This window comes from Acaryochloris sp. IP29b_bin.137 (assembly GCF_028285745.1).
In the GTDB taxonomy this organism is placed as follows: Bacteria; Cyanobacteriota; Cyanobacteriia; order Thermosynechococcales; family Thermosynechococcaceae; genus Acaryochloris.
In genome coordinates, this window is sequence record NZ_JANQOP010000242.1 from 1 (window position 1) to 23,870 (window position 23,870).

24 protein-coding genes and 1 pseudogene are annotated in these 23,870 nt (G+C 48.6%); 18 read left to right on the forward strand and 7 right to left on the reverse strand.

What is annotated here, in order from left to right:
* The 3 genes from fusA to Q0991_RS17150 all read left to right on the forward strand — a co-directional run.
* Positions 1-2,011 (forward strand): elongation factor G (gene fusA, locus Q0991_RS17140; RefSeq protein ID WP_299490534.1); only part of this gene is annotated, 2,011 nt, incomplete at its 5' end.
* 132 nt (positions 2,012-2,143) lie between these two features.
* Positions 2,144-2,530 (forward strand): Uma2 family endonuclease, encoded by a 387-nt coding sequence (locus Q0991_RS17145; RefSeq protein WP_299490537.1) that lies wholly within the window; start codon positions 2,144-2,146, stop codon positions 2,528-2,530.
* 2 nt (positions 2,531-2,532) lie between these two features.
* On the forward strand, positions 2,533-2,811 hold the full coding sequence (locus Q0991_RS17150; protein ID WP_299490539.1) for a hypothetical protein: 279 nt from the start codon (positions 2,533-2,535) through the stop codon (positions 2,809-2,811).
* A 1-nt stretch (position 2,812) separates the two neighbouring features.
* Here Q0991_RS17150 and Q0991_RS17155 read toward each other — a convergent pair whose 3' ends face one another.
* The 3 genes from Q0991_RS17155 to Q0991_RS17165 all read right to left on the reverse strand — a co-directional run bounded on the left by Q0991_RS17155 (position 2,813) and on the right by Q0991_RS17165 (position 6,760).
* Complete coding sequence (locus Q0991_RS17155) at positions 2,813-3,310, reverse strand: hypothetical protein (protein WP_299490541.1); 498 nt, start codon at positions 3,308-3,310, stop codon at positions 2,813-2,815.
* 11 nt (positions 3,311-3,321) lie between these two features.
* Positions 3,322-4,665 carry a DUF3370 domain-containing protein gene (locus Q0991_RS17160; RefSeq protein ID WP_299490543.1) on the reverse strand — a complete coding sequence of 448 codons (1,344 nt, stop codon included), beginning with the start codon at positions 4,663-4,665 and terminating at the stop codon, positions 3,322-3,324.
* A gap of 91 nt (positions 4,666-4,756) precedes the next feature.
* Complete coding sequence (locus tag Q0991_RS17165; RefSeq protein WP_299490545.1) at positions 4,757-6,760, reverse strand: cation:proton antiporter; 2,004 nt, start codon at positions 6,758-6,760, stop codon at positions 4,757-4,759.
* A 143-nt stretch (positions 6,761-6,903) separates the two neighbouring features.
* On the opposite strand from Q0991_RS17165, the gene surE reads away from it, so the two are divergent.
* From surE to Q0991_RS17205, 8 genes are all read left to right on the forward strand, one after another.
* Positions 6,904-7,710: a 5'/3'-nucleotidase SurE gene (gene surE / locus Q0991_RS17170; protein ID WP_299490548.1), complete on the forward strand. Its 807-nt coding sequence runs from the start codon at positions 6,904-6,906 to the stop codon at positions 7,708-7,710.
* A gap of 65 nt (positions 7,711-7,775) precedes the next feature.
* A complete protein-coding gene (locus Q0991_RS17175) occupies positions 7,776-8,726 on the forward strand; it encodes an MBL fold metallo-hydrolase (RefSeq protein WP_366524988.1) in 951 nt (316 codons plus the stop codon).
* 34 nt (positions 8,727-8,760) lie between these two features.
* The gene (locus Q0991_RS17180; protein WP_299490550.1) at positions 8,761-9,684 is read left to right on the forward strand and encodes a bifunctional riboflavin kinase/FAD synthetase; all 924 of its coding nucleotides are present in this window, start codon (positions 8,761-8,763) and stop codon (positions 9,682-9,684) included.
* A gap of 19 nt (positions 9,685-9,703) precedes the next feature.
* Positions 9,704-10,633, forward strand: coding sequence for a MoxR family ATPase (locus Q0991_RS17185; protein ID WP_299490552.1), 930 nt, complete (start codon positions 9,704-9,706; stop codon positions 10,631-10,633).
* Between the two features lie 307 nt (positions 10,634-10,940).
* On the forward strand, positions 10,941-12,473 hold the full coding sequence (locus Q0991_RS17190) for a family 10 glycosylhydrolase (RefSeq protein WP_299490554.1): 1,533 nt from the start codon (positions 10,941-10,943) through the stop codon (positions 12,471-12,473).
* A gap of 51 nt (positions 12,474-12,524) precedes the next feature.
* Positions 12,525-13,922 carry an FADH(2)-oxidizing methylenetetrahydrofolate--tRNA-(uracil(54)-C(5))-methyltransferase TrmFO gene (gene trmFO, locus Q0991_RS17195; RefSeq protein ID WP_299490556.1) on the forward strand — a complete coding sequence of 466 codons (1,398 nt, stop codon included), beginning with the start codon at positions 12,525-12,527 and terminating at the stop codon, positions 13,920-13,922.
* Between the two features lie 295 nt (positions 13,923-14,217).
* Positions 14,218-14,562: a hypothetical protein gene (locus tag Q0991_RS17200; RefSeq protein ID WP_299490558.1), complete on the forward strand. Its 345-nt coding sequence runs from the start codon at positions 14,218-14,220 to the stop codon at positions 14,560-14,562.
* Between the two features lie 285 nt (positions 14,563-14,847).
* Positions 14,848-15,594, forward strand: a complete 747-nt coding sequence (locus Q0991_RS17205) for an NnrU family protein (RefSeq protein WP_299490560.1) — start codon at positions 14,848-14,850, stop codon at positions 15,592-15,594.
* A gap of 69 nt (positions 15,595-15,663) precedes the next feature.
* On the opposite strand, the gene Q0991_RS17210 is transcribed toward Q0991_RS17205, so the two are convergent.
* The gene (locus Q0991_RS17210) at positions 15,664-16,731 is read right to left on the reverse strand and encodes an NAD-dependent epimerase/dehydratase family protein (RefSeq protein WP_299490562.1); all 1,068 of its coding nucleotides are present in this window, start codon (positions 16,729-16,731) and stop codon (positions 15,664-15,666) included.
* A 251-nt stretch (positions 16,732-16,982) separates the two neighbouring features.
* Here Q0991_RS17210 and Q0991_RS17215 point away from each other — a divergent pair, with 251 nt between their 5' ends.
* Both Q0991_RS17215 and Q0991_RS17220 read left to right on the forward strand, forming a co-directional pair.
* Positions 16,983-17,552, forward strand: coding sequence for a Uma2 family endonuclease (locus tag Q0991_RS17215; protein WP_366524989.1), 570 nt, complete (start codon positions 16,983-16,985; stop codon positions 17,550-17,552).
* A gap of 32 nt (positions 17,553-17,584) precedes the next feature.
* On the forward strand, positions 17,585-17,917 hold the full coding sequence (locus Q0991_RS17220) for a hypothetical protein (RefSeq protein ID WP_299490566.1): 333 nt from the start codon (positions 17,585-17,587) through the stop codon (positions 17,915-17,917).
* Between the two features lie 50 nt (positions 17,918-17,967).
* Here the strand turns inward: Q0991_RS17220 and Q0991_RS17225 are convergent, their stop codons facing one another.
* Entirely contained in the window at positions 17,968-18,264 is a 297-nt protein-coding gene (locus Q0991_RS17225) for a DUF2834 domain-containing protein (RefSeq protein ID WP_299490569.1), read from the reverse strand.
* A gap of 125 nt (positions 18,265-18,389) precedes the next feature.
* On the opposite strand from Q0991_RS17225, the gene Q0991_RS17230 reads away from it, so the two are divergent.
* The gene (locus Q0991_RS17230) at positions 18,390-19,190 is read left to right on the forward strand and encodes a helix-turn-helix transcriptional regulator (protein ID WP_299490572.1); all 801 of its coding nucleotides are present in this window, start codon (positions 18,390-18,392) and stop codon (positions 19,188-19,190) included.
* A gap of 47 nt (positions 19,191-19,237) precedes the next feature.
* Here the strand turns inward: Q0991_RS17230 and msrA are convergent, their stop codons facing one another.
* Positions 19,238-19,858 (reverse strand): peptide-methionine (S)-S-oxide reductase MsrA, encoded by a 621-nt coding sequence (msrA, locus tag Q0991_RS17235; RefSeq protein WP_366524990.1) that lies wholly within the window; start codon positions 19,856-19,858, stop codon positions 19,238-19,240.
* Between the two features lie 173 nt (positions 19,859-20,031).
* Here msrA and Q0991_RS17240 point away from each other — a divergent pair, with 173 nt between their 5' ends.
* From Q0991_RS17240 to Q0991_RS25225, 4 genes are all read left to right on the forward strand, one after another.
* Positions 20,032-20,355: a hypothetical protein gene (locus tag Q0991_RS17240; RefSeq protein ID WP_299490577.1), complete on the forward strand. Its 324-nt coding sequence runs from the start codon at positions 20,032-20,034 to the stop codon at positions 20,353-20,355.
* A gap of 700 nt (positions 20,356-21,055) precedes the next feature.
* Positions 21,056-21,613 carry a hypothetical protein gene (locus Q0991_RS17245; RefSeq protein WP_299490579.1) on the forward strand — a complete coding sequence of 186 codons (558 nt, stop codon included), beginning with the start codon at positions 21,056-21,058 and terminating at the stop codon, positions 21,611-21,613.
* Between the two features lie 17 nt (positions 21,614-21,630).
* The gene (locus tag Q0991_RS17250) at positions 21,631-22,734 is read left to right on the forward strand and encodes a hypothetical protein (RefSeq protein ID WP_299490581.1); all 1,104 of its coding nucleotides are present in this window, start codon (positions 21,631-21,633) and stop codon (positions 22,732-22,734) included.
* 8 nt (positions 22,735-22,742) lie between these two features.
* Positions 22,743-23,177 carry a DCC1-like thiol-disulfide oxidoreductase family protein gene (locus Q0991_RS25225; RefSeq protein WP_366524991.1) on the forward strand — a complete coding sequence of 145 codons (435 nt, stop codon included), beginning with the start codon at positions 22,743-22,745 and terminating at the stop codon, positions 23,175-23,177.
* A gap of 158 nt (positions 23,178-23,335) precedes the next feature.
* Here Q0991_RS25225 and Q0991_RS17255 read toward each other — a convergent pair.
* A pseudogene (locus tag Q0991_RS17255) lies at positions 23,336-23,773 on the reverse strand (DDE-type integrase/transposase/recombinase); the annotation flags it as partial.
* Positions 23,774-23,870: the final 97 nt, after the last annotated feature.

Consider the following 23,870-nt stretch of genomic DNA (forward strand, 5'->3'; position numbering starts at 1 on the left):
AATTTTGAAGTTAACCGGTAAAATCCACAAGATTGGTGAAGTGCACGAAGGTGAGGCCACCACTGACTTTATGGAGCAGGAGCAAGAGCGGGGCATCACCATTCAGTCTGCTGCCACCTCCTGTGAGTGGAAAGACCATCAGCTCAATATTATTGACACCCCTGGACACGTGGACTTCACGATTGAAGTGTATCGCTCCCTTAAGGTTTTGGACGGCGGCGTTGGCGTTTTCTGTGGATCGGGTGGGGTTGAACCCCAATCCGAAACCAACTGGCGCTATGCCAACGACTCTAAAGTTGCTCGGATTATCTATGTCAACAAGCTGGACCGGATGGGTGCTGACTTCTATCGCGTCGTTGACCAGGTGGAAAATATTCTAGCGGCCAAGCCTTTGGTCATGACCCTGCCCATCGGTACTGAAAATGACTTCGTCGGTGTGGTGGATGTCCTGACAGAGAAAGCTTGGGTTTGGGACGACTCCGGTGATCCCATGAACTATGAAATCAAGGACGTTCCCGACGATCTGAAGGACGACCTAGCGACCTACCGCGAACAGCTAATCGAGATGGCTGTTGAGCAAGACGATGACTTGATGGAGCGGTACCTCGAAGGCGAAGAGATCAGTATTGAGAACCTGAAGCGCTGTATCCGTAAGGGAACTCGCGACTTGGCTTTCTTCCCCACCTACTGTGGTTCCTCCTTTAAGAACAAAGGGGTTCAGCTTGTTCTGGATGCGGTGGTTGACTATCTACCGAACCCGAAGGAAGTCAATCCTCAACCTGAAATCGATTTAGAAGGTAACGAGACCGGCAACTTTGCTGTGGTTGACCCCAATAATCCGATGCGGGCGTTGGCCTTCAAGATTATGGATGACCGCTTTGGTGCCCTCACCTTTACCCGAATCTACTCCGGTAAGATTTCCAAAGGTGATACGGTTCTCAATACCGCTACGGGTAAAACCGAGCGAATTGGTCGCTTGGTGGAAATGCATGCCGACTCTCGGGAAGAAATCACCTCTGCCCAAGCCGGAGATATCGTGGCCATCGTCGGTCTAAAGAATGTGCAGACGGGACATACCCTCTGTGATCCGAAAGAGCCTGCCACTTTGGAACCGATGGTCTTCCCCGATCCGGTGATCTCTGTTGCGATCGCACCCAAGAAAAAAGGCACCGACGAGAAGCTGGGCATGGCCCTCAGCAAAATGGTCCAGGAAGATCCCTCTTTCCGCGTCGAAACCGACCAAGATAGTGGTGAAACCATTATTAAAGGGATGGGTGAATTGCACCTCGACATTAAAGTCGATATCCTCAAGCGCACCCACGGTATTGAAGTCGAAGTGGGTAAACCTCAAGTGGCTTATCGAGAGTCGATTACCAAGCGTCTCGAAGATAGCTACACCCACAAGAAACAGTCCGGTGGTTCCGGTCAGTACGGCAAGATCGAGTATGTTCTCGAACCCGGCGACCCTGGAACAGGATTCGAATTCGAATCTAAGGTCACAGGTGGTAACGTTCCCCGTGAATTCTGGCCTGCGGTGGAGAAGGGCTTTGGCAATAGCCTTGAGAAAGGTGTGCTGGCAGGCTTCCCCTGCGTTGACATGAAAGTCACTCTCACCGATGGGGCCTACCACCCTGTCGACTCTTCGGCGATTGCCTTTGAAATTGCGGCGAAGGCGGCCTATCGTCAGTCGGTTCCTAAGGCGGGTCCTCAATTGTTGGAGCCGATCATGAAGGTCGATGCCTTTACTCCTGATGATCACGTGGGTGATGTCATTGGTGACCTGAACCGTCGCCGCGGCATGATTAAATCCCAAGATGCCAATCCTATGGGGGCCAGAATTAAAGCTGATGTGCCCTTGAGTGAAATGTTTGGCTACATTGGTGACCTGCGAACCATGACCTCCGGTCGGGGCCAGTTCTCTATGGAGTTCTCTCACTATGCTGCTTGTCCGACCAATGTGGCAGAAGAGGTGATTAAGGAAGCCAAAGAGCGCCAGGAAGCAAAGGCATAACCACAGCAGTCTCAATAAACAGCAATCGACATGCTCTTTGAAAGAACATGTCGATTGCTGTTTTAAGCCAGCCTGAGGCACGAGATATCATAGTGGGGAACCCAGCAAAATAGCTTTGTTAAAGAGGTGTCTATGACAACGACCCTCCCCACTGTAGACATATCAACCATTACAACCGAAACCCTGACGATATTAACGGGGATTAGTTGGGATACCTATGAGCGCTTATTAATAGAAACGGGGGCAGAGCGTCATCAAAGATTTGCCTATAACAACGAACGGTTAGAAATTAGGGTTCCCCTCGCCAGTCATGAAGAGCCTACACGGCTATTGGATGACTTTGTGGCGGTTTTGGTGGATTCATTAGGCATAGAGCTACGTAAGCTCGGTTCACTCACCCTCAAAAATACCCAACAGCAAAAAGGGTTAGAACCCGATTGTTGTTTCTATATTCAAAATGAGGCAGAGGTTCGCGGCATTGACACCTTAGATTTTGCCGTTCATCCCCGCCTGATTTAGTCGTGGAGGTTGATAATACGAGCCAATCCTTGGATAAATTCCCCATCTATGTGGCGTTAAAGGTATCAGAGATTTGGCGGTTGCGGAATAATACGCTGATGATTTACGGATTGGATACTCAGGAGCTGGCTTACAAAACACAAAGTGAAAGTATTGCCTTTCCTGGATTACCCATCACTGAAATTCCTCAATTTATCCTCAAGGCTAAACAGGATGGGCAACGATCAGCCATTCGAGCCTTTCGGCAAGCTGTTCAGGACGCCCAGAAAGACTGTCTATAACTTACTCAACCGTCCATTTCCCATTGGCAGAAAAGTTAACCTTAACCGTCCCACTTTGAGTCTGGAGCCAGCCTTGACGATGCCAGCTGACTAGAAGCGAGCGTTGTTCGATCGCCGCTTCAGCCGTACCTATATTGATCGGATTGCTGGCATTACTCATGGTAATGCTGAGAGTTGGATCAGCTTTTACCACCTCAACCGCCGCAGAGGTGAGATAAACATGATTTTTGGGTTTTATACTCTTCCACACTAAACGCAGCTCTGCTTGGGACTCCCCTAAACCAAAAGTTGCCTGATGTTGCGTTTCTTCAGGCTCCTGCACACTAGATTGATCGGGCTCCTGTTCGTACTCAGAAAAGGTGAAGGGTTGCCCCAATGGCCCAACTGGCGTACTAGGAGCACCACAACCAACCAGTAAGGTTCCGACTAACATAAGGGAGCCCAACGTCGATCCAGGACAAGAGGAGAAGCGTGGGATCTGGGACAGCCCAGCGCGCATCAGCAAGCCTCCTACTCTTTGGTGAGCGTTCTAATAGTCAGCACTTGGGGGGGCGTGGAATCTGGCGGATAGAGAAATTCAACATTGACCAACTTCTGTTGTTTCGGATCGATGGGAAGCGTCAGTAGCGCTTTGCCGCGTTGACCCCGCCGTTGCACCAAATGAAAGAAGCGCCTTTGCGCCTTGCCAAAGGTATCGGTATAGCTCAGCTTTACCGTCCCTCGGAAAAAGGCTGGTCCAGTTGGCCGCTTCAAGAAACGCAACCCTTTTTGGGTCAACTCATCTTCTTTAATGGGGGTTTGCAAAGATAGAGAAATTTTTTGGGGCTCTTTGGTGGCGTTGTTTAACGGTAGATCCAATTTATATCGCAACCCATAATTACCGTGGGATTTATAGGCCGTATCTTCATAGCGAACCAGCATCGGGGCACTTTGAATTTGCCCGGTGCCCAGGGTGCCCCGATCGAGGGAATTGATGACATAGGAAAAAGCTTTACCAGGCTTCGGAATATCCAACTTGTCATCCCCTGGCTTATTGGTCACCTTAGCTTTCCATTCTGAGCCTTGAGACACGCCCGCCACTCTCCCATAGAAAAACTTCTCGACCTTAGAGTCGGGTGGCGTTGGCGGTTGATCTCTGGGCGAAACCAAACTGCCCTTGGTCAACGTTTGCTTCCAGTCATCCAAAAGCGGAGCCTGAAATTTCCATTTCGAGGGCGATCGAGCATATCGCGTCATGCTAGCAGCGTAGAGTTTGCCGTTGGTCCAGAGGCGCAGCCAAGTGGTACGACTATTGCTGGGTGGCAGTTGCAAATTAACCAGCATCTTACTTTCCCCCGGCGGAATGACCAAAGTCGTTTTCCACCCGTCTTGCCGTTGCCGACGTAAAACATCACCGGCTGTCCGACTTCCAGGCCCAGAATAGACATTGCCGCCTGGATCGGCCTTATGAGCAGGTAGATCGACAAAGGGGGCTTGAGACTGGCTGAGATAGCTATTGGCTTGCAACACCAACACCTTGGCAGGCTTGCTGGTGGGGTTATGCAACAATACTCCGAGATAAAGGGGACGCTTTCCTTTTTTAGAGTCGATGCGAGTCACATGATGGGCAAATACATCAAATCGACCGGATAAGGCATAGTTTAAATGAGCCTGAGGAGACTGCTTTCCAGTTCCTGGAAAGGTGGAAAGAAGAATTCCTTCAGTTTTGACAATTTCTGGGCTATTGCTATTAAAAACGGGAAATTTATCTAGTTTTCCCGGTAATGACCTTACTTCCTGGGGGATGACCACTTCAGATGCAGCGGCAATTGTATTTGCTTGAGCGAGAAGTAGGGTAGACAGGAAAAATGACATAAATCAATCAATACAATTGGGCGAGTAAATTCTACCAGCCCATGATCCCTTCCTTGAAGATCGATAGGCCGCTTTGGGAGATGACCTATCCTTAACGAATAATTTGAGCGAGTAGGGCTTCAAAGGACCGCCGTTCATTGGGGCTACCCACTAAAAGCAATCGATCCCCCGCTTCTAGCAGCGTCTGTGCGTGAGGATATCGAAAGATGCGCTGACCCCGTCGCACGGCCATAATCGTTGCGCCTGTGCGGCTACGAATCTGCGTTTGGGCAATGGTTTGATGAATAAAAGGGGAGTTGGGCTTCAAAGTATACCAACGGCCTTCGAGGCCTTCAACCACTTTGCCAAGTTCAGGAGGGATGCGATCGCCAAGCTGTTTCGGCACAATTTCCCGGTAGTGACCCGCGCGGTAAGTATTGGCAATCGTTTGTACCTGCTGAATTGGGTCCCCTAAGTTGAGCAGCACATGGGCTCCCATTTCTAAAGATGCTTCAAATTCTGGCTGCACCACTTCTTTGGCGCCCAGTTGGTAGAGGACATCAATTTCTTGAATCGCATGAGCCCGAACCGTGACATCTAGGCCAGGGACCATGCTTAAGGCCCGCTTCAGGGTTAACCGAGTGGCTAACGGGTCGGGTAAGGCAATGGCTAAGACGCGGGCTCGATCGAGTTTGGATTTACGCAAGACGAGTTCACTGGAGGCATCGCCGAATAGATAGGGGAGCTTCTGGTCTCGCAGAGTTTGGAGAGTGGCTTCGTTATTCTCAATGACGAGGACGGGATGGCGTTGCGATCGCAACATCCGCACCAAGGTTTGACCCACCCGACCATAGCCCGCCACCACACAATGGCCCGTTAAGCCCTCTGGAATCGCTACTTCCCGGGGACGTTGGGCATAGATAAACCAGCGACCAATCCCAGGGACACGCTCTAGATAACCGGAGAGACGAGCTGACAGCTTAAACACAAACGGGGTGATCAGTAGCGTAATCGCCGTTGTCCCCACCATCAAACCATAGAGCTGATCGGAGAATAGCTCTAGCTCGACCGCTACGCCTGCTAGAACAAAGGAAAACTCACCAATTTGATTAATGCCCAGGCCCACCTTAAGGGCCGTTCTGAAGGCATAGCCAAACATCACCACCAATGCCATCACAATCAAGGCTTTACCCACCATCACAATCGCCACCAAGCTGAGGAGCGTGCCCAAGTTTTGGACGAGAAACAGCGGGTTAATCAGCATGCCGATGGAGGCAAAAAACAAGGTGGCAAAGACATCCCGCATGGGCAAAATACTTTGGAGGGCATGGTCAGCATATTCCACCTGAGAGATCATTAGCCCAGCCACAAACGCCCCCATTTCAATTCCTAACCCCATGGAGGCCGTTGCTAAGGCCACCCCCATGCACAAAGCCACAACGCTGAGAACAAACAGTTCCTGCGACCCAGTGCGGGCCACCTTCTGCATCAAAATCGGAACCACCTTGACGCCCGCAACGATAGCTAACAGGAAAAACAAGACCGTTTTGAGCACGGCAATCAGCAAGGCTTGACCAATAGTGGCAACTGGCTGAGTCAAGATGGGCAACACCGCCAGCATCAGCCCCAAGCTCAGATCTTGAACAATCAAAATACCCAGCATGACCTGACCATGGACGGTCCGCATTTCATTGCGCTCAATGAGACTTTTGAGCACTACCGCCGTTGACGATAGGGAGAGCACCGCTCCCAGAAAAATCGCTTGGGGCAAGGTATCGACCCACTGGGTGAGATAGGCTAACCCACCGCCTAAAAGCGTGGTGAATAGAACCTGGAGGGTGCCGCCGCCTAAGGCAATTTTGCGAACTTTGAGCAGCTCACTCAGGGAAAACTCTACCCCCAGAGCAAAGAGCAATAAAACAACGCCCATCTCCGCAAAAAAGTCGATGGCGCCTTCCGCTCGGACCACGGCTAAACCTGAGGGACCGACTGCTAACCCTGCCAGTAGATAACCCAGCAAGGCAGGTTGTCCTAAGCGGGTAGTCAGATAGCCACCTACCGCAGCAGTGCCCAATACCGCTACCATATCGACAATTAGAGTGAGTTCTGCAGCCATACCTAACGCTAAGGTCCATCTGTGAAGACAGGTTACTCTATCATCAATCAGTTGGTCTGCTTATGTCTGTAAGATGCAAGCAGCATCGTTAATATACAATTCTGCACAAGCAATCAAGCTGTCTTCCTCTGGATTAAAATTCCATGAAAATTTTAGTTGGCAATGATGATGGTATTTTTGCGCCGGGAGTGCGGGCTTTAGCCAATACCTTAGCCCTTGACCATGAGGTTACCGTTGTTTGTCCCGATCGGGAGCGTTCAGCCACAGGGCATGGACTCACTATTCATCAGCCCATCCGCGCAGAACAGGTCCAATCCATGTTCGCCGATCAAGTATGTGCTTGGGCCTGTTCCGGTACCCCTTCCGACTGTATTAAGTTGGCCCTGGGAGCTCTCTTGGACAGTCCGCCGGATGTTGTGTTGTCTGGCATCAATCAAGGCCCTAACCTGGGAACAGACGTCTTGTATTCCGGCACCGTCTCTGCGGCGATGGAAGGGGTGATTGAGGGGATTACCAGTATCGCCTTTAGCTACGGTAGCTTTACGGATCGCCAGTTTCAGACGGCAGCTCATTTTGGTCGGCAGTTGGTGGCTCACCTGTTCCAAAATCCCTTGCCTAAGCCAATATTGCTTAATGTAAATGTGCCCGCTCTGCCCGCTGACCAGATTCAAGGGGTGGCGCTCACTCGACAGGGTATCCGTCGATACCATGACATATTTGAAAAACGTATCGATCCAAGAGGAAAAACGTATTATTGGCTCGCTGGCGAGGTGATGGAAGATCTGGAAGATGAAGGGGCCGCTGATCCCCGTCTCCTCACGGATGTTCAAGGAATGCGTCAAAGGCTCATTACGGTTACCCCCTTACAATATAATCTCACCGCTATTAATAGCCTTAACCCTTTGTCAGACTGGCTTACCCCCCTCCAACAGAGACAATTCGTGATTTGATCACACGAATTGTTCTTATTTGGGCTAAAATTCACAGAAACCCGCAGAAGTTTCACTGCTTCGATATGATTGGACTAACGGCCAATTCGGTCCAAGCCACCCACAAGCCATTTATGCAAGAAAAGCTTACCGTTCGCTTTTGGGGCGTCAGAGGCAGTATTGCTTGTCCAGGACTTCACACCGTTCGTTACGGTGGTAATACCCCCTGCGTAGAGGTGCAAGCGGGGCATCATAAGTTTATCTTTGATGGCGGGACGGGTCTTAGGGTCTTAGGCCAAGAGCTCTTAAAGCAGCTTCCAGTGGAAGCTCATATCTTCTTCTCCCATACCCATTGGGATCATATCCAAGGCTTTCCATTTTTTGCTCCCGCTTTTATGCAGGGGAATCAGTTTCATATCTACGGAACCCGAGGCTCTGATGGCAAGACCATCGAAAAGCGGCTAACGGATCAAATGCTGCATCCTAACTTCCCTGTTCCCTTGCAGATAATGGGAGGGAGTCTCAATTTTTATGATTTGGAAGTGGGACAAGTGGTTCAAGTTGAAGATATTACAGTTCGCAATGCGATTCTCAATCATCCTGGTGGGTCTATCGGCTATCGGTTGGAGTGGCAAGGGTTGACGGTGAGCTATGTGACCGATACTGAGCATTTCCCAGATGATTTAGACCCGAATGTGTTGGCTCTGGCGGATCAAGCCCATGTATTGATATACGATTCCACCTATACCGATGATGAATATTATGAAGCGGGGAATAGCAAGGTAGGCTGGGGACATTCCACCTGGCAAGAAGCGATTAAAATTGCTAAGGCCGCAAAGGTCGATCAGCTCATCCTTTTCCATCACGACCCCCTCCACAATGATGTGTTTTTGGATGATATGGGGCGTCAAGCGGGCCACCGATTTACGAATGCAGTTATTGCTCAAGAAGGCTTGAGCGTCACCCTAATGCCCAATGGTAAATCTTCTTTACAGTATGCCGAACTGGGTCGTGCTATTTCTTCGGTGCATGATTAAGGTGACGGTCCCAAACTGTGTCAGAATCTGAATTGTGTGGGTTACTTCATCATTAGAGACAGTCCGAACGCCAACGGTGATTGCCCTTGGCAACTTTGATGGCATTCATCAAGGCCATTGCCGCGTCATTCAATCCCTGATGTCGGCTCGTCCTGACTCAGCCCAAGTCACCGTCGTTGCTTTTGACCCCCACCCTCAAGCCTTTTTCTCGGGTGAGCATCAGCTCCTACTAACCCCGCCATCTGAAAAAGCACGGTTACTAGATCAACTCGGTGTGGATCAACTGGTTCTGATACCCTTCAACCAAGCCCTAGCCACCCTCAGCCCCCAAGCATTTGTGCAAGATATTTTAGTCGCCAAGCTCGACGCCCGATTTATCAGCGTCGGGTTTAATTTCTGTTTTGGCTGTCAACGGGCGGGAACAGCAGAAGACTTGGTGGCGATCGCAGGGCAGTATCAAATCCCCGTCTCCATCACCGCCCCCCAAACGAACGGTCCCGAGCCCATTAGCAGCTCTGCCATCCGCGAGGCGCTCCTCCAGGGAAATTTGGATAAAGCCCAGCAAATGTTGGGACGGGCTTACGATCTCACAGGCACCGTGGTTACGGGGCAGCAATTGGGACGCACCTTAGGCTTTCCTACGGCGAATTTGCAGGTGCCCACGGATAAATTTTGTCCTCGTACGGGTGTCTATAGCGTCAGCGTCACTAGCGAATGTTGGTCTCAACCCCAACCTGGGGTGATGAACTGGGGCTGCCGACCCACGGTAGATGGCCAGCAACCCAGCTTAGAAGTTCACCTGCTCGATTGGTCTGGGGATCTGTATGGGCATACTTTGACTGTGCATTTGCAGCAATTTCTGCGATCGGAACAAAAATTTGCTTCTTTAGCGGATCTCAAGGCCCAGATTCGGGCCGATTGTGAGATGGCTCGGGCATCCCTCGCAGCGGTTGTATAACCCATCCCCTTAGGTAGCTATGGTGAATACTCTGACTAGTGTCCGGCCTCAATTGCAGCGTCTACAAGAGAACCTCGGGACGACCATTGTGGGTAAGCATGAGGCTATTCAGTTAGTGCTGGTGGCCTTGCTGTCGGGAGGCCATGCCCTACTCGAAGATGTGCCTGGAGTCGGTAAAACCCTCCTAGCCAAATCCTTAGCTCGCTCGATTGATGGTCAATTTCACCGCATTCAATGCACCCCCGATTTACTTCCCAGTGATTTAACGGGGACCAATATTTGGAATCCCCAAGAAGGCAAGTTTGAATTTTTAGCCGGTCCCATTTTTGCCAATGTCTTGCTCACGGATGAAATTAACCGAGCCACCCCCCGGACCCAGTCTGCCCTCTTAGAAGTGATGGAAGAAGCCCAAGTCACCATTGATGGCGTGTCTCATCCCGTCCTCGAACCCTTTTTTGTGATTGCGACTCAAAATCCCGTTGAATATCAAGGCACATTTCCCTTGCCCGAAGCCCAACTCGATCGATTTGCTTTGGCATTAAGTCTAGGGTATCCCTCGGAGATGGAGGAGCTACAAATGCTGGAGCGTCTGCAGTCGGGCAAATCGTTTCAGACCTTACAGCCCTGCATTACCTTGGCGGAGGTCAAGCAGCTTCAGCAAGACTGTATCGCTATTCATGTAGAATCTTCAGTCCAACGTTATATCTTGGCGTTAGTGAGAGCCACGCGGGAACATGATGATATTACCCTGGGCATCAGCCCTAGGGGTACAATCACCCTGCAACGCACTAGTCAAGCCTTAGCTTTGTTAAACGGCAGAGATTACGTGCTACCGGATGATGTGAAATTTTTAGCGCCCCATGTCCTCCGTCATCGCCTGATTCCTGCTGCAGGACATTCTGCCCAAGGCATTGTGGAACAATTATTGAATTCAATTGCCATTCCCTAACGTGGTTGCGGCTATTGCCTCCCAAAGCCAGGTGGCACCATCTTTGGAACTGTCAAGAATAACTTCGCGTCAGAGAGAATGGCGTCACGGTATGTGCAGCAGGATGATTCTAGCCAGGTATTCGTCGATCTTGGCTATCTAAGCTTGATTCATCCTTAAGCCCGCGCACAATCGATCCCCTCACATTTTATAAGTGGGGATGGATGCCTTTGCTAGCAGCGATCAATCTGATGGATTGCAGAGCTGTTGGCGTTGTGATCCGGTGAACGTTAGACGGTATTACATTCTTCACTCCTTTGCTGCCCCTATGACAAAAACATTCTCTTGGCTGCCGCCGCTTGCCCTCTGTTTGTTGGCGTTGCCCGCTAGCATCAGCGTTGCACCAGTGCAGGCGCAAGTCCCGGGTTTCTGCCATGCTCCACCTGGAGAAGCCAAAGCCAAACTCAAACTCCTTAGGGCCGCAATTGCTGGAGATGACGCTGCTCAGCGAGCCTATGATCAGCAAGTGGCTGAAGATGCCCGGGAACTGCAGCAATGCCGATCCCGCAATTGGCCTCGCAACCAGGCGATCTGGCTGCGGTTGCATGAATGTGACTTGGAGCCCGGTGTCCTCGATACACTGCTGGATCGAATTGTCAGCCGGGGCTACAACCAAGTCTATGTCGAGGTGTTTTATAACGGTCGGGTTCTCCTGCCCTCCGCCAATAACCCAACTACTTGGGCCTCAGAGATTCGCAATCCCAAGTATGCCAATCGAGATCTGCTGGCAGAAGCGATTAAGAAAGGGCGGGCAAGGGGTCTGAAGGTCTATGCCTGGCTATTCAGTCTTAATTATGGCCATCAATATGCTCAGCGTCCCGATCGGCAATCGGCCATGGCCCGCAATGGTTACGGTAAAACGAGTTTGACCCTCAACGATCATACAGATGCCAATATCACCCTAGACGGCGATTTTGATAATGCCTTTGTGGACCCCTATAGTTCTCAGGCCCGCCAAGATTATGCCCGGATGCTGCAAGCAGTATTACAGCGCCGCCCGGATGGCGTCCTTTTCGACTATATTCGCTACCCCAGGCAAAAGGGGGCAGCCTCGGTGAGCAGTAAGCTCAACGATCTATGGATTTTTGGCAATGCGGCTCAGCAAGCCCTGATTAACCGAGCCACCAATCAAAAAGGTCGGACGGTCATCCAGCGCTATCTTCAGCAGGGACGGATTTCGGCTGGAGAATTAAAAAGTATTGATGCTCAATACCCCCAGGAGAAAGCTGCCCTCTGGCAAGGCCGCAACATCCCTACAAGCAAGTTACCGCCGATTGATGTTCGCGCTAGGCGTCTCAACTGGGACTTATGGCTGCTCAGTGTCGCTCATGCTTATCAAGGGATTGTGGACTACCTCTCGATCTTTGCCACCACATCCATGCGCCAAGGCATTCCCGCCGGAGCAGCGTTCTTCCCGGATGCCAATCGCCGAATCGGAAAAGGCTATGACTCCAGAATGCAGCCCTGGCACCGCTTCCCCAAAAATATTGAATGGCATTCTATGTCCTATGGTACCTGTGGTGACACCAGCTGTATTGTTCAGCAAGTACAGGCGGTTCTAAAGCGGGCTACGGGTGCCCAAGTAAAACCCGTGATTGCCGGCCAATGGGGGCGAGCCTTTCGCAGTCGCCCCTCCCTAGAAGCTCAAATGGCGGCCATTCGTCGGGTTGCCCCGCAAATTACCACGGTCAGCCACTTTGACTTTTCCTGGCAAGATCCGCAATTTGCCAATGCGAGACGATCTTGTCGCGTTACCCTGCTGCCAGGAGAGGATACCCGCCAATTCTCGATTGCCCCCTAAGGATAGAGACTGCGACTATCCTGGTAAAGGAGACGCTTGCAGACAAACACCATGGAACACAGACAACCCATCCAAGTGATTGGGGGCGGGCTTGCAGGGACGGAAGCGGCTTGGCAAATTGCCCAAGCGAGATGGCCCGTGATCTTGCATGAGATGCGCTCGGTGGATGAAGAACGGCTGACACCTGCCCACCATACGGATCAGCTAGCTGAATTGGTCTGCAGTAATTCCTTTGGTGCACAAGCGAGCGATCGCGCCGCCGGATTGCTCCATGCGGAACTGCGTCAGCTCGGTTCCCTGATTATTCGCAAGGCCGATGAACATCAAGTTCCAGCTGGAGGCGCATTAGCCGTTGACCGAGGGGTTTTTAGTCGCGATCTCACCGAAACCTTAGCAGAACATCCTTGTGTCGAATTACGTCGGGGTGAAGTCCCCGCCTTACCCCCAGACGGCATTGTGGTGTTGACCTCAGGACCGTTAACCAGCGCGGCGTTAACGGAGAGCCTACACCAATTTACGGGCCAAGATTACCTCAGCTTCTTTGATGCTGCAAGTCCCATCATCGTGGGTGAATCCATTAATCGAGAGGTGGCATTTCTGGCCTCTCGCTATGACCGAGGCGAAGCGGCCTATCTCAACTGCCCTATGAATCGGGAGCAATATTTAGCCTTTTGGCAAGCCCTTTGTGCAGCAGAACAGGCTGGACTAAAAGACTTTGAAAAAGAAACCGCTAAATTCTTCGAGGGTTGCTTACCGATTGAAGAAATGGCCCGCCGGGGCGAAGACACCATGCGCTATGGTCCCTTGAAGCCTGTAGGCTTATTCGATGCCCGCTACGGCGACTTTAAAGCACCGGAAAACCAGAAATATCGTCCCTATGCCGTGGCTCAACTCCGCCAGGAAGATAAGGCGGGCAAGCTGTGGAATTTAGTCGGTTTCCAGACTAATCTACGCTGGGGGGAACAAAAGCGGGTGTTCCAAATGATTCCGGGGCTGGAGTCAGCAGAGTTTGTACGCATGGGGGTGATGCATCGCAATACGTTTATCAACGCGCCGGAGTTGCTCCATCCTACCTTGCAATTTAAGCAACGCCCCACCTTACTGGCAGCAGGACAGTTGATCGGCACGGAAGGCTATACGGCAGCGACGGCGGGGGGCTGGCTAGCGGGAACCAATGCGGTGCGATTGGCTCAAGGTCTGGAGCCTGTGGTCCTACCGACTACAACCATGAGTGGTTCTCTATTCGAATTTATTAGTTCGGCAGCACCGAAGCATTTTCAGCCCATGCCACCGAACTTTGGTATCATCCCTGATCTGCCTCAGCGGATTCGGAATAAGCGCGAGCGTTATGGAGCGTATCGCGATCGCGCCTTAGCCGATTTAACCGCTTGGATTGCGGAACCTTCCCTCTTTCGACCAGCGATCGCTGCCAACTCGTTCAGTCTATAATCTAGCCAGACTCTCAGCAATTCTCTTTTGTTCACATTTTCAGAGACGGTACAACTCTACTCGAAACATACCTATTAACTCGAAATACACCTATTGAATAGGAAGAAAGATTAGGAATGCTAAAAATTGTTCCACAGTGGTTTTTCTGTCCGGCCTTTCAAATCCTTTTGCCAAAAGGCATAGAAGCCTAACTTGATAGAAGAGGACGGAAATTGGGGAATCTTAGCAGTAGCGATCTGCGTGGTCTGCATCTCTGCCACGACGTCACCCCATCACCGCCTGCAAAGGAAGCAAAATGAACCTTTATGACATCCGCCAAAATCAACGCATTTCTAAGGCTCAGGCAGAGAATAAGCGTACCGCTCGCAATGTTCAAGAAAGCCAAGAATCGATTGAAGAGCTGCGTCAATCTGTCCAAAAACTGTCTTTAGTCTGTCAAGCCATGTGGCAGTTATTACAGACCACCTCAGGACTTTCAGATCAGGATCTGCTAGAAACATTACAGAGCATAGAACAAAAGAATGCAGCTCAAAACTGTTCCAAATGTGGACGAGTTCAGCAAAGCAAAAAGCCCCATTGTCTCTACTGCGGCACTGCATTTCCTGAGGAAGCCTCTACCATGAGTTGTTTTAAAGTTTGAGCAAACCCATCTCGGCTGGAGGATGGCTAGCGGGGACAAATGCAACGTCCAAAGCCTGTGATGCAAACCACTATAATCATGAGCGATTCCTTGCTTGAATTCCTTCGTAAGGCACCTTTCATCCTATGCTTCCCAATTGAGCCGGTTTGGAATCAGCGAGAGCGCTGTGGTGTGTCTTTCGATGATGATATCGCCTTACTGATGCTTACTACCTTGCAATACATAGATTGAGAATGGTTATATCTCTGGCAAAATAAATAATTAGGCCAGTAGATGGATCAGAATATGAGTCGCTTCTTAATTCTTGTATATGGCATCTGTTCCTACATTGTGGGTTTGGGTGGGCTAATCTTCTTTATCCTTTTTATCGGGGGTTGGGACTTCCTTCCCATCCATATTGACTCGGGTACGCCTGGTCCACTAGGCATTGCATTACTAATTAATGTCGGGTTAGTGCTGTTATTCGGTCTGCAACATTCTGTGATGGCCCGTCCGGGTTTTAAGGCGATATGGACTCAAGTGATTCCCAAGGCCGCAGAACGCAGCACCTATGTTTTACTCTCAGGGGTTATTTTGTGCCTGATCAGTTTGTACTGGCAAGCGCTCCCAGGCACTCTCTGGCATATCGATTATCCAATTCTCCGAACGGCTATCACAGTGGTCCAGTTACTAGGTTGGACTTTGCTGGTCATGGCCTCGTTTGTAATCAACCACTTTGAATTGTTTGGCTTGCAGCAGGTCTATTTCAATTTTGTGAATCAGCCAGAGCCAACCCCCACTTTTACCGATCGTTTTCTCTATAAACTGGTGCGCCATCCGATACAACTCGGTGTGTTAATCGGCATCTGGTTTGCACCGACAATGACTTTAACGCATCTGATGTTATCCACGACGATGAGCGTTTATATCTTCATCGGTCTTTACTATGAAGAGCGGGATTTAATGGCGACCTTAGGGCAGGAGTACAAAGACTATATGGGGCAGGTCTCCAGACTCCTGCCGCTTCCGACAAGGTCTCCCTCTGCGAAATAGCGGTCCTTTTGCAGAGAGATTGCGCTGTATGGCTTGTGATCAAAGGCTCACAAACATCATCACTGAAGATCAGGCCGTCACAATACCATGATCAATCAACTGCTGGAACATCTCCGTCAGAGAAGTGGCAAGAGGGCGATAGGTGAGTCCTAGCTCACGAATACTCTTGCTGTTGTCGACCCCAAACGGCACGCCAACATTTCTAGCAATAATTTTGCGGGTCATGCTGCTATCCAACAGCGGCCCAATTAACCAAATCAGTGCTTTTGGCAAAGTACTCTTCGGCAATGGGTAGACATCACCAAAATGGGCACGCAGAATGCTAGCGAGGTCAGGAAAGTTGGTGTTGTATCCAGACGTGATAAAGCGACCTTGGGCAGATGGTAGAAATCCTGCAGCCATATGGGCCTCCGCCACATCTCGAACATCCACAACACCGACCTGATAGTCTGGCACGCCCATTTTCATGGTGCCATCACCCAACTGTTTGATCAGTGAGAAGGACTCCGATGTGGCAAAAGGGTTAATGCCCGGTCCCAAGACCAGCGACGGATTGACAGTAACCAAATCCCAGCGATGCTGAGCCTTAGCAATTTTCCAGGCTTCCTGCTCGGCTAAAGTTTTGGAATAAGAGTAGGGCTGATGGGTGAGAGAAGAAGTGGTATTCCAGTCCGACTCAGTAAAGAGATTGCCTGGAACCAACTCTAAGTCAGCACTATCTCCATAAATGGCTGCACAACTGCTGGTCACCACAACCCGCTGCACAGACTCAGTTTGATTCGCTTGTTCTAAAACATTGCGGGTCCCCAGTTGAGCGGGTTCAATCAGATTTTTTTGTGGATCATCAACGGCCATGGTGAAGGGAGAAGCGGTGTGAAACACAACTGTACATCCCTGCATGGCCGCAGCATAAGCACCGTCCGTCAGTAAGTCTGCTTTGAAATATTGAATCTGTCCTGGAGACTGCTCTGCCAAGGTATTGAGATATTTAAGCTTCTCGGTATTGGCAGGATCGCGAACGGCGGCATGAACGGTAAAGCCCTCTTCGAGTAAACGTTTAACGAGCCATCCGGCGACATAACCCGTGGCACCAGTCACGAGAACAGGGGCTGAGGTATCGTAGGTGGAGTGGGTCATACTACTTATTTCTGCGGGATTGGTATAGAACACCGTTATCTCGTAGCGTACCGCATTCATTGCCGGAACGTTGTACGGGGTCAACCATAAGAATTGAGATGCTGAATTGGGGTGCGATCGCACCTCTAAATCTAGAGCTTACCCATCCACGCTTGATCGGCTCACAGATTAGTGGTCACCCTCGTTATCCCCCCATAGCCAGTGGCACGAGTCAATCGGATCAACCTGTATTTAACGCTCCAACCCGAACAATGACGCTCACCCAAAGCTACCTCACCCCCGAAGAATATTTGGATATTGAACGGGTTAGCCCGTTCAAGCATGAATATGTGCAAGGGCAAATTGTGGCAGTGGCGAGTGCCAGTAAAGCCCATGCGATCATTACAGGAAATCTTTCTGCCTTGCTGGTGAATCACCTGCGCAATTCTGGCTGCATTGCTTATGCAATGGATATGAAGGTCCGACTCCCCACGCTCAATCTGTTTTACTATGCAGATTTATCGGTGACCTGCGACAAACGGGACCGCATTTCTTCTGAAGACTTTATTTTGCATCCCAAGCTGATTGTTGAGGTGTTGTCAGATTCAACGGAGGCTTTTGATCGAGGAGATCAATTTTCTGGCTATAAATCGATCCCAGAACTGGAAGAGTATGTGCTGATTCATCAACAGCAGGTTTTGGTGGAACGCTTCCAGCGAAAATCTGACAATCTGTGGGTACCGCAAATTTACCGGACGAATGAACAGGTTGAGTTCGATAGTATTGGTTTCACCTGTGCGATCGCAGATCTCTATGACAACCTAGAACAGCTCTCCCAATAACCCTTGAATCAACCTTCACCTTCATTGCCACTATGGTTGAGACCTTTATCCTGACCTCCAAAAGTTTACCACTAGCACAGTTCGAGCATGAAGAATCGGATATGTGGTATCTCTTTGGCAAGATTAAGCCACTCCCATCCAGCCAGATAGCCATTGATGATATTTTTCAGGTGACAAAAAACCTTGAGTTCAGAGCGGTGTTGTCCGGTTTCTCCCAAGGTTTTAGCTGTGAATTACAGGCTGAAAAAAGTACGATTCATTGCATCTTGATGGAATGTAACCCAACACAAGTCATCCTCAGAATGCTCACAGCAACAGAAACCATCGAATGGTCCAGAGAAAATCTGCGGCCATTACTGATTTAGGGTTGTGAATAGCTGTCGGATGCAGCACCTCGATTTACAGATACTCACCATTACTCTTGACTGGGTGTCTGCTTGGCCGTAATCAAATACAACAGAGGACCAAACGAGCCCGTTAGAACCGTTGCCAACACCCAAGGCCAAGGGTTCCGATTATTTTTTCTGGCCTCTGGAATCAGCCAGCTCAACACCAGCACCAGAGCGATCATCAGATCAGTTAAGACTTGCCAACCCGCCGGACTGTAGCGATTGTAATTCCAAATACCCAGATAGCCCACTTGGGCCATGGCATACCCCGATAAGACGGTAAAGGGAATCAGGATGGTAAGCGCCATCTGTTTGTTCACCATAACAAACTCCTTAGGTGTGATTTGCCTTCATCTTCACTGGTCCCTTGAATAGCCGCAATGACCTCACAGGTCATTGAATCTAGATGCAATTGACCTGAGAATAAATGGCAGAGAAGCAAGATACTATGGCTAGCACTCAAAACTTTAAGCACATCTGTCGACAATGGCGGAAATTTAGGAAGCTGTCGCAACTAGATTTAGCACTGGCTGCCAATGTTTCCCAACGTCATGTCAGTTGGTTGGAGACCGGACGCAGTCATCCTAGCCGAAGCATGGTCGAGCGCCTCTCAGATGCCATGGATATCCCCTTACGAGAAAGGAATGTTTTACTGCAAGCGGCAGGTTATGCAGCTGCCTATAGTGAAACGGAATTAGATGAGCCCATGATGGCTCCTGTATTAGACGCTCTGAATCGGGTGTTGCAACATCACGACCCTTTGCCAGCCCTTGTCGTCGATCGCTGCTGGAATGTGAAAAAGACGAATCAGGCGGCAGATCAATTGCTCAGCATTGGTGGCGACCCGCACATCCTCCAAGAACAAATGGGTGCTGCTGGCGAACTCAACCTGGCATTGCTAACCGTGCATCCACGAGGGCTCAGGCCATATATCGCCAATTGGGAACAGGTCTTGCCGTCTATCATTCGCCGTCTCAGGGGCGAATCCCTGGCATCGGGTGATCTGAGCATCCAGGAGCAATTTGCCCAGTACATTGAACTCGCTACTCCTGGAGAGGATAGTGAACCCAGCAGTGCTAGTTTGTTACCTATCTTACCGTTGGAGTTGAATGTCAACGGTTTAGAGCTGAGCCTGTTCTCCATCATTTCCACCTTTGGCACCCCGCAGGATATCACGACAGATGAACTGCGCATTGAAACGTTCTACCCGACCAATGCCCAAACTGAACAGTTCTTTCGCAGCGTCTAGAGTTGCGGCAGACTTTCTCGAACTGCCGATGTCTAGGTATCGCTTGATCAACCGTGTATGGCTCTTACTCTACCCCAAAGCTTGGCTAAACGCTGATCGCGGCCACAGCTATATCGATAGAATCGATACCAATTGGAATTCGTTTGATAATAGTTCTGATGATAGTCTTCCGCAGGATAGAAGGTTTCAGCAGCTACGATTTCCGTAACGATAGGCGTGGCAAACTTTCCAGATTGATCGAGTTCAGCTTTAGATTTTTCGGCGAGAGCTTTTTGTTCATCTGAATGGTAGAAGACATTGGTGCGGTATTGATCACCGCGATCGCAAAATTGTCCCCCGGCATCCAACGGATCAACATTGTGCCAGAAGGTTTCTAGTAGGGTTTCATAGGTGACTTTGCTGGGGTCATATTCCACCTGCACAGATTCCGCATGTCCGGTTTTTCCAGATGAAACTTCTTTATAGGTGGGATTCAATTTTTTACCGCCGGTATACCCTGATGTGGTGGAAACGACACCTTCAAGGACATCAAAGGGCTTTTCCATACACCAGAAACAGCCGCCCGCAAAAGTTGCCTTGGCGAGGTCCTGGGCCTGAGCTGCCATGCTTACGGGACCCAGCCAGGTGATTAGTGACAATAGTGCGATCGCCAACCAACGCTTGAACATTTTTTGTTGCATCCTCCGTTCTGCCTTATCTATCGTAATCACAACCAACATAAGCGATACAAATCCGGTCTGCCATCTAGCATTAAAGTGTCCTCCTGGACTTATCCTGTCCGCCAGAACAGCTTTCATGAAAGAATTTGAGTAGAACTGTTTCCCTCACCCCAGAAATCACAATGGAAAACCTTGAACAAGAACTCGAAGCTTTGAGACAAGAAAATACGCTGCTCCAGGGCTTAATGACAGGAGGATACGCCTATTTCTTGCATCATTTCATCGTCGGGCATCAAAGTGAAATGGGGTTGTCTGCCGAAGCCTGCGAGAAGATTGTAGTGGATGCTTTACGGCGAGTCATATCCACTCAAGAACGGTTTCAATGGGAATACCTGAGTGAAATTGAGGCCATTCTCAACAAAATGACCACTGTGGTGCCCATAACCCCCTATCTCGAACAAATACAGTCTCCTAATATTGCCAAGCCCTCAACGGACAACAGCTAACGGCATTGTCAACTTAACAGCCAATCTCCAGGGCTACCAATGGTGGCCAGCTTGACAGATGTGATATTTCGAGGGTTAATGAGTCAGATTTGGTATGAGTTGACAATGCCAAGCAAGACACCCGTTCTCAAAAAATACCCTGGTGTCAAGATTGTGAGTAAACAAAAAACGTATCGATTGGTCTGAAAAGATACTTTTTTTGTGATAATTCGCCCCTAATATTAGTGAGAACTTGGATATAGTCCTGTTTAAGCTACTAGAGATATGACAACGATTGCTTAAATGAAAGGCCCTAGGGTCTTAGGCAGCGTCTAGATAAACTTTCCAGAGTTCGATGTAGTTTTTATTCGAACGTAGTGAAGTCAAGATTGCTCACATTTTTCCTAGTTGGGAGCCAAGGTGATTTAAAACCATATTATTCAAAATGCATGGTTAACTAGCTAAAAAACCTTCACAAGAGAGTTCCAGACTATCTGAACCTTTACAAAGGCATCTTTAAGGGCGATATGGCCCAAATTTCTTAAACCCTCAAAAAGGATAATTTTCCTCTAATCAAACCTCTTTTTTATATTCTTTTGTCCTCGCAATATTCAAGATTTGATGGAGCTGCAAGCCAGAACATATACTGTCAATGTATTTCAGCTCTATGGCCCTTAATTTGAGGAATCGTTGCCATACCCCTATTCAGAGAGCTTTACATATGAATAAAGAAGTCAGATTAAGGATGTTGAATAAGAAGAGTATATTACTTACCTTATTGTTAATAATAGGCTTGACTGTACCCTACAGTCTTAAACTGCTCTCTCCTCAATTGGAGCCTTATCCTGCAATTATTTTTCCTGCTGGACCTGGCAAGGTTAAAGGATCTCAGGATACATTTGATTTTATTGCTTCGAATATCTACTGTTTTGATTTATTGACGAAGGAGTGGGAGCGACAAGACACTCTTAGCTTCCTATCCCCGATTCCTCGTCAATATTTTCAAGCAATTGTCAAGAACGAATTTGGACTCAATCCCAAATTAGAGCATACAGTAAAGTTCAGGAAAGGCATTTTCCCTAGCTTTACTTACAAAAACTCATCTGCTTTAGACCTAGCAAATATAGACCATGCTAAAGCTTGGCTTAGAGATCGTCTTCAACAGCATGGGTGCATGGATAGCTCTCTGATAGTAAGGCACACACGTATGTCTGTGGATTTGGCAACCAGAGTGGTCTCTGAAATGAATGTTATTGACGAAAAAATCTTTAAGCTATGAAAAGACATATTCTATTCATGGCAGAACTTGTTGAGGAAACGCTTAAAAGAATTCAGAGATCAACAGTTATGCCTGCATGGCATTCATCAATTTTTCGCATGTTGCTTGGGACATACATTCTTCTTTTTTCTGCTTCCAACTTTAGTTGGATAAATGACGTTCCTCAAAGTTTTTTTAACCCAGCGTTTCTTAGCATATCCAGATTATTCTCTGGCTTCCCACCTGCTGAGTTGCTCATTATACTAGATATACTTATTATTTTGTTTGCACTGTTCATCAGTCTAGGCGTTCGTTCAAGATTTTCAAGCCTTGCCTTTTTGCTAGTCTATATATTCGGCAATTCCTTTAGATATAGTTTTGGCAAGATAGACCATGGCGGGGTGATGCTGATGGCGACTCTTCTTTGCTTCTCATTTTCAGACTGGGGGACACAGAATGCTCTTCTTCCTGATAAACCTAGCTCATTTCATCCGCTCTCTAGTGCACTGTTAGGCATCTTACTGTCATTTGGAATGTTTACAGCGGGATTTGAAAAGCTACTATCCTGGGTAGATTTTGACTTGAGTACTAATGGTTTTTTGGACTGGTTCTATAATGGGTATTTTAGTTTGGGCAGGCAAGAGCTATTAGCTAGCTCAGTTTTCCACTTTCCCCCATTACTCTTAGAGGTACTCGATTATTCTGCTGTTATATTTGAGCTATCGCCTTTTCTATGTTTAATTGCTGGCCCTCTTTTTTGGAGAAGCTGGCTCGTGCTTGCTAGTGTATTTCATTTAGCAAATACATCTCTTTTAAATATTGTATTTATTACCCATGTTCCAATATACTGTGCTTACTTCTTGTATCCGCTTTTGGAACAAACAAAGCTTAAGAAGCATCGACACTTCAGAAAAACTATCAGGTTTACTTATTTTTTTACTGTAATAATTAGTACATTGCACATTGTTTTACGTCTTAGTGGTAATGGAGTGAACTCTCTTTTAATCCTCCCCTATGGCATCTCACAACTTTGGCTATCTATAGTCCTTTGGGCTGGGGTGATTATTCTGGGTGTACTCAGTTTGCTACACCACCGCAAAAAGCCTTTGAGTAGCTCGAACTTTCAACATAACGGATCATAAATATGGCAATGGAAGACTATGTTTCAAAGCCGATCATCATTTTCGACGGTATCTGTAACCTTTGTAATGATTTTGTGAATTTTGTAATTGATCGGGATTCTAAACAATACTTTTACTTCGTATCACAACAATCAGCAGTAGCTCAGGAAATTCTTCAGCATTGGGAAATCTCAGCCCAACCCGAAACAATTATCCTAATCAATCGAGGCCGATATTATACTCACTCTACCGCAGTGCTAAAAATATTCCGACATTTAAATGGATTTTGGCCTTTTCTATCTTATTTAAGCGTTTTTCCAGCTTTTGCTCGGGATTGGATCTATCGTTGGATCGCGAGGCATCGATATCAGTGGTTCGGTAAACGTAATAATTGCCGTCTCCCGACCCCTGACATAAAAAGTCGCTTTTTAGATGAAGTAGCCGGAGATCGAGAGCCTGTTTAAACCGTTTTTTACCCAACTTATTTCTGGCTTTTATCCAGTTGACCGGCATTGTCAACTTAACTAAGCTGGCACCTCAGCAAAGCCTATGGCATTGTCAACTTAACGGCCAATCTCAAGAACTAGGAACTATTTTTCAACGATAGGCTCAAGATGGAGGTTTACGCAGCAACGCTCAAACCCGTCAATTCATGCCAGCTGCTAAAACGTTGACTCAGTGTATCTCTAAATTGAGCGGCTGGTTGATGTTGAAAGGGGTGGAAATGTCCTCTTATCGGTTCAAAAACAGACAGAAATGAGCTTGACTGGGAGATTTGAAGCGTCCCATTCGCCTTTCCCTCACCCTTGTCGGTCGATGTGAGTTCTCCGCTCGATTATTCAATTCTTTATGCTGTCTATGCTCTACGCCCTTCAAAATTTTTTCTTAGCTGCACCATAGTTTTTGAGCTTGTCAGTAATGAGCACCCTTAGGGGACTATCTTGAGGCTTGAGTAATTTGCGGAAGGATTTATCGGCAGCGCATTGCGACGACTCTGCATCAAGATATCAATGACATGGCCATCTTTGTCGACGGCTCGCTACAAGTAGTATTTCTTCCCAGGGCAATCGCACATAGTTCTTCATGAAGAAGATATTCCCTTGGCAGCAACGCTGAGGATCTTGACCAGGTAGTCATCATCCCAACCTGCCTTGAGC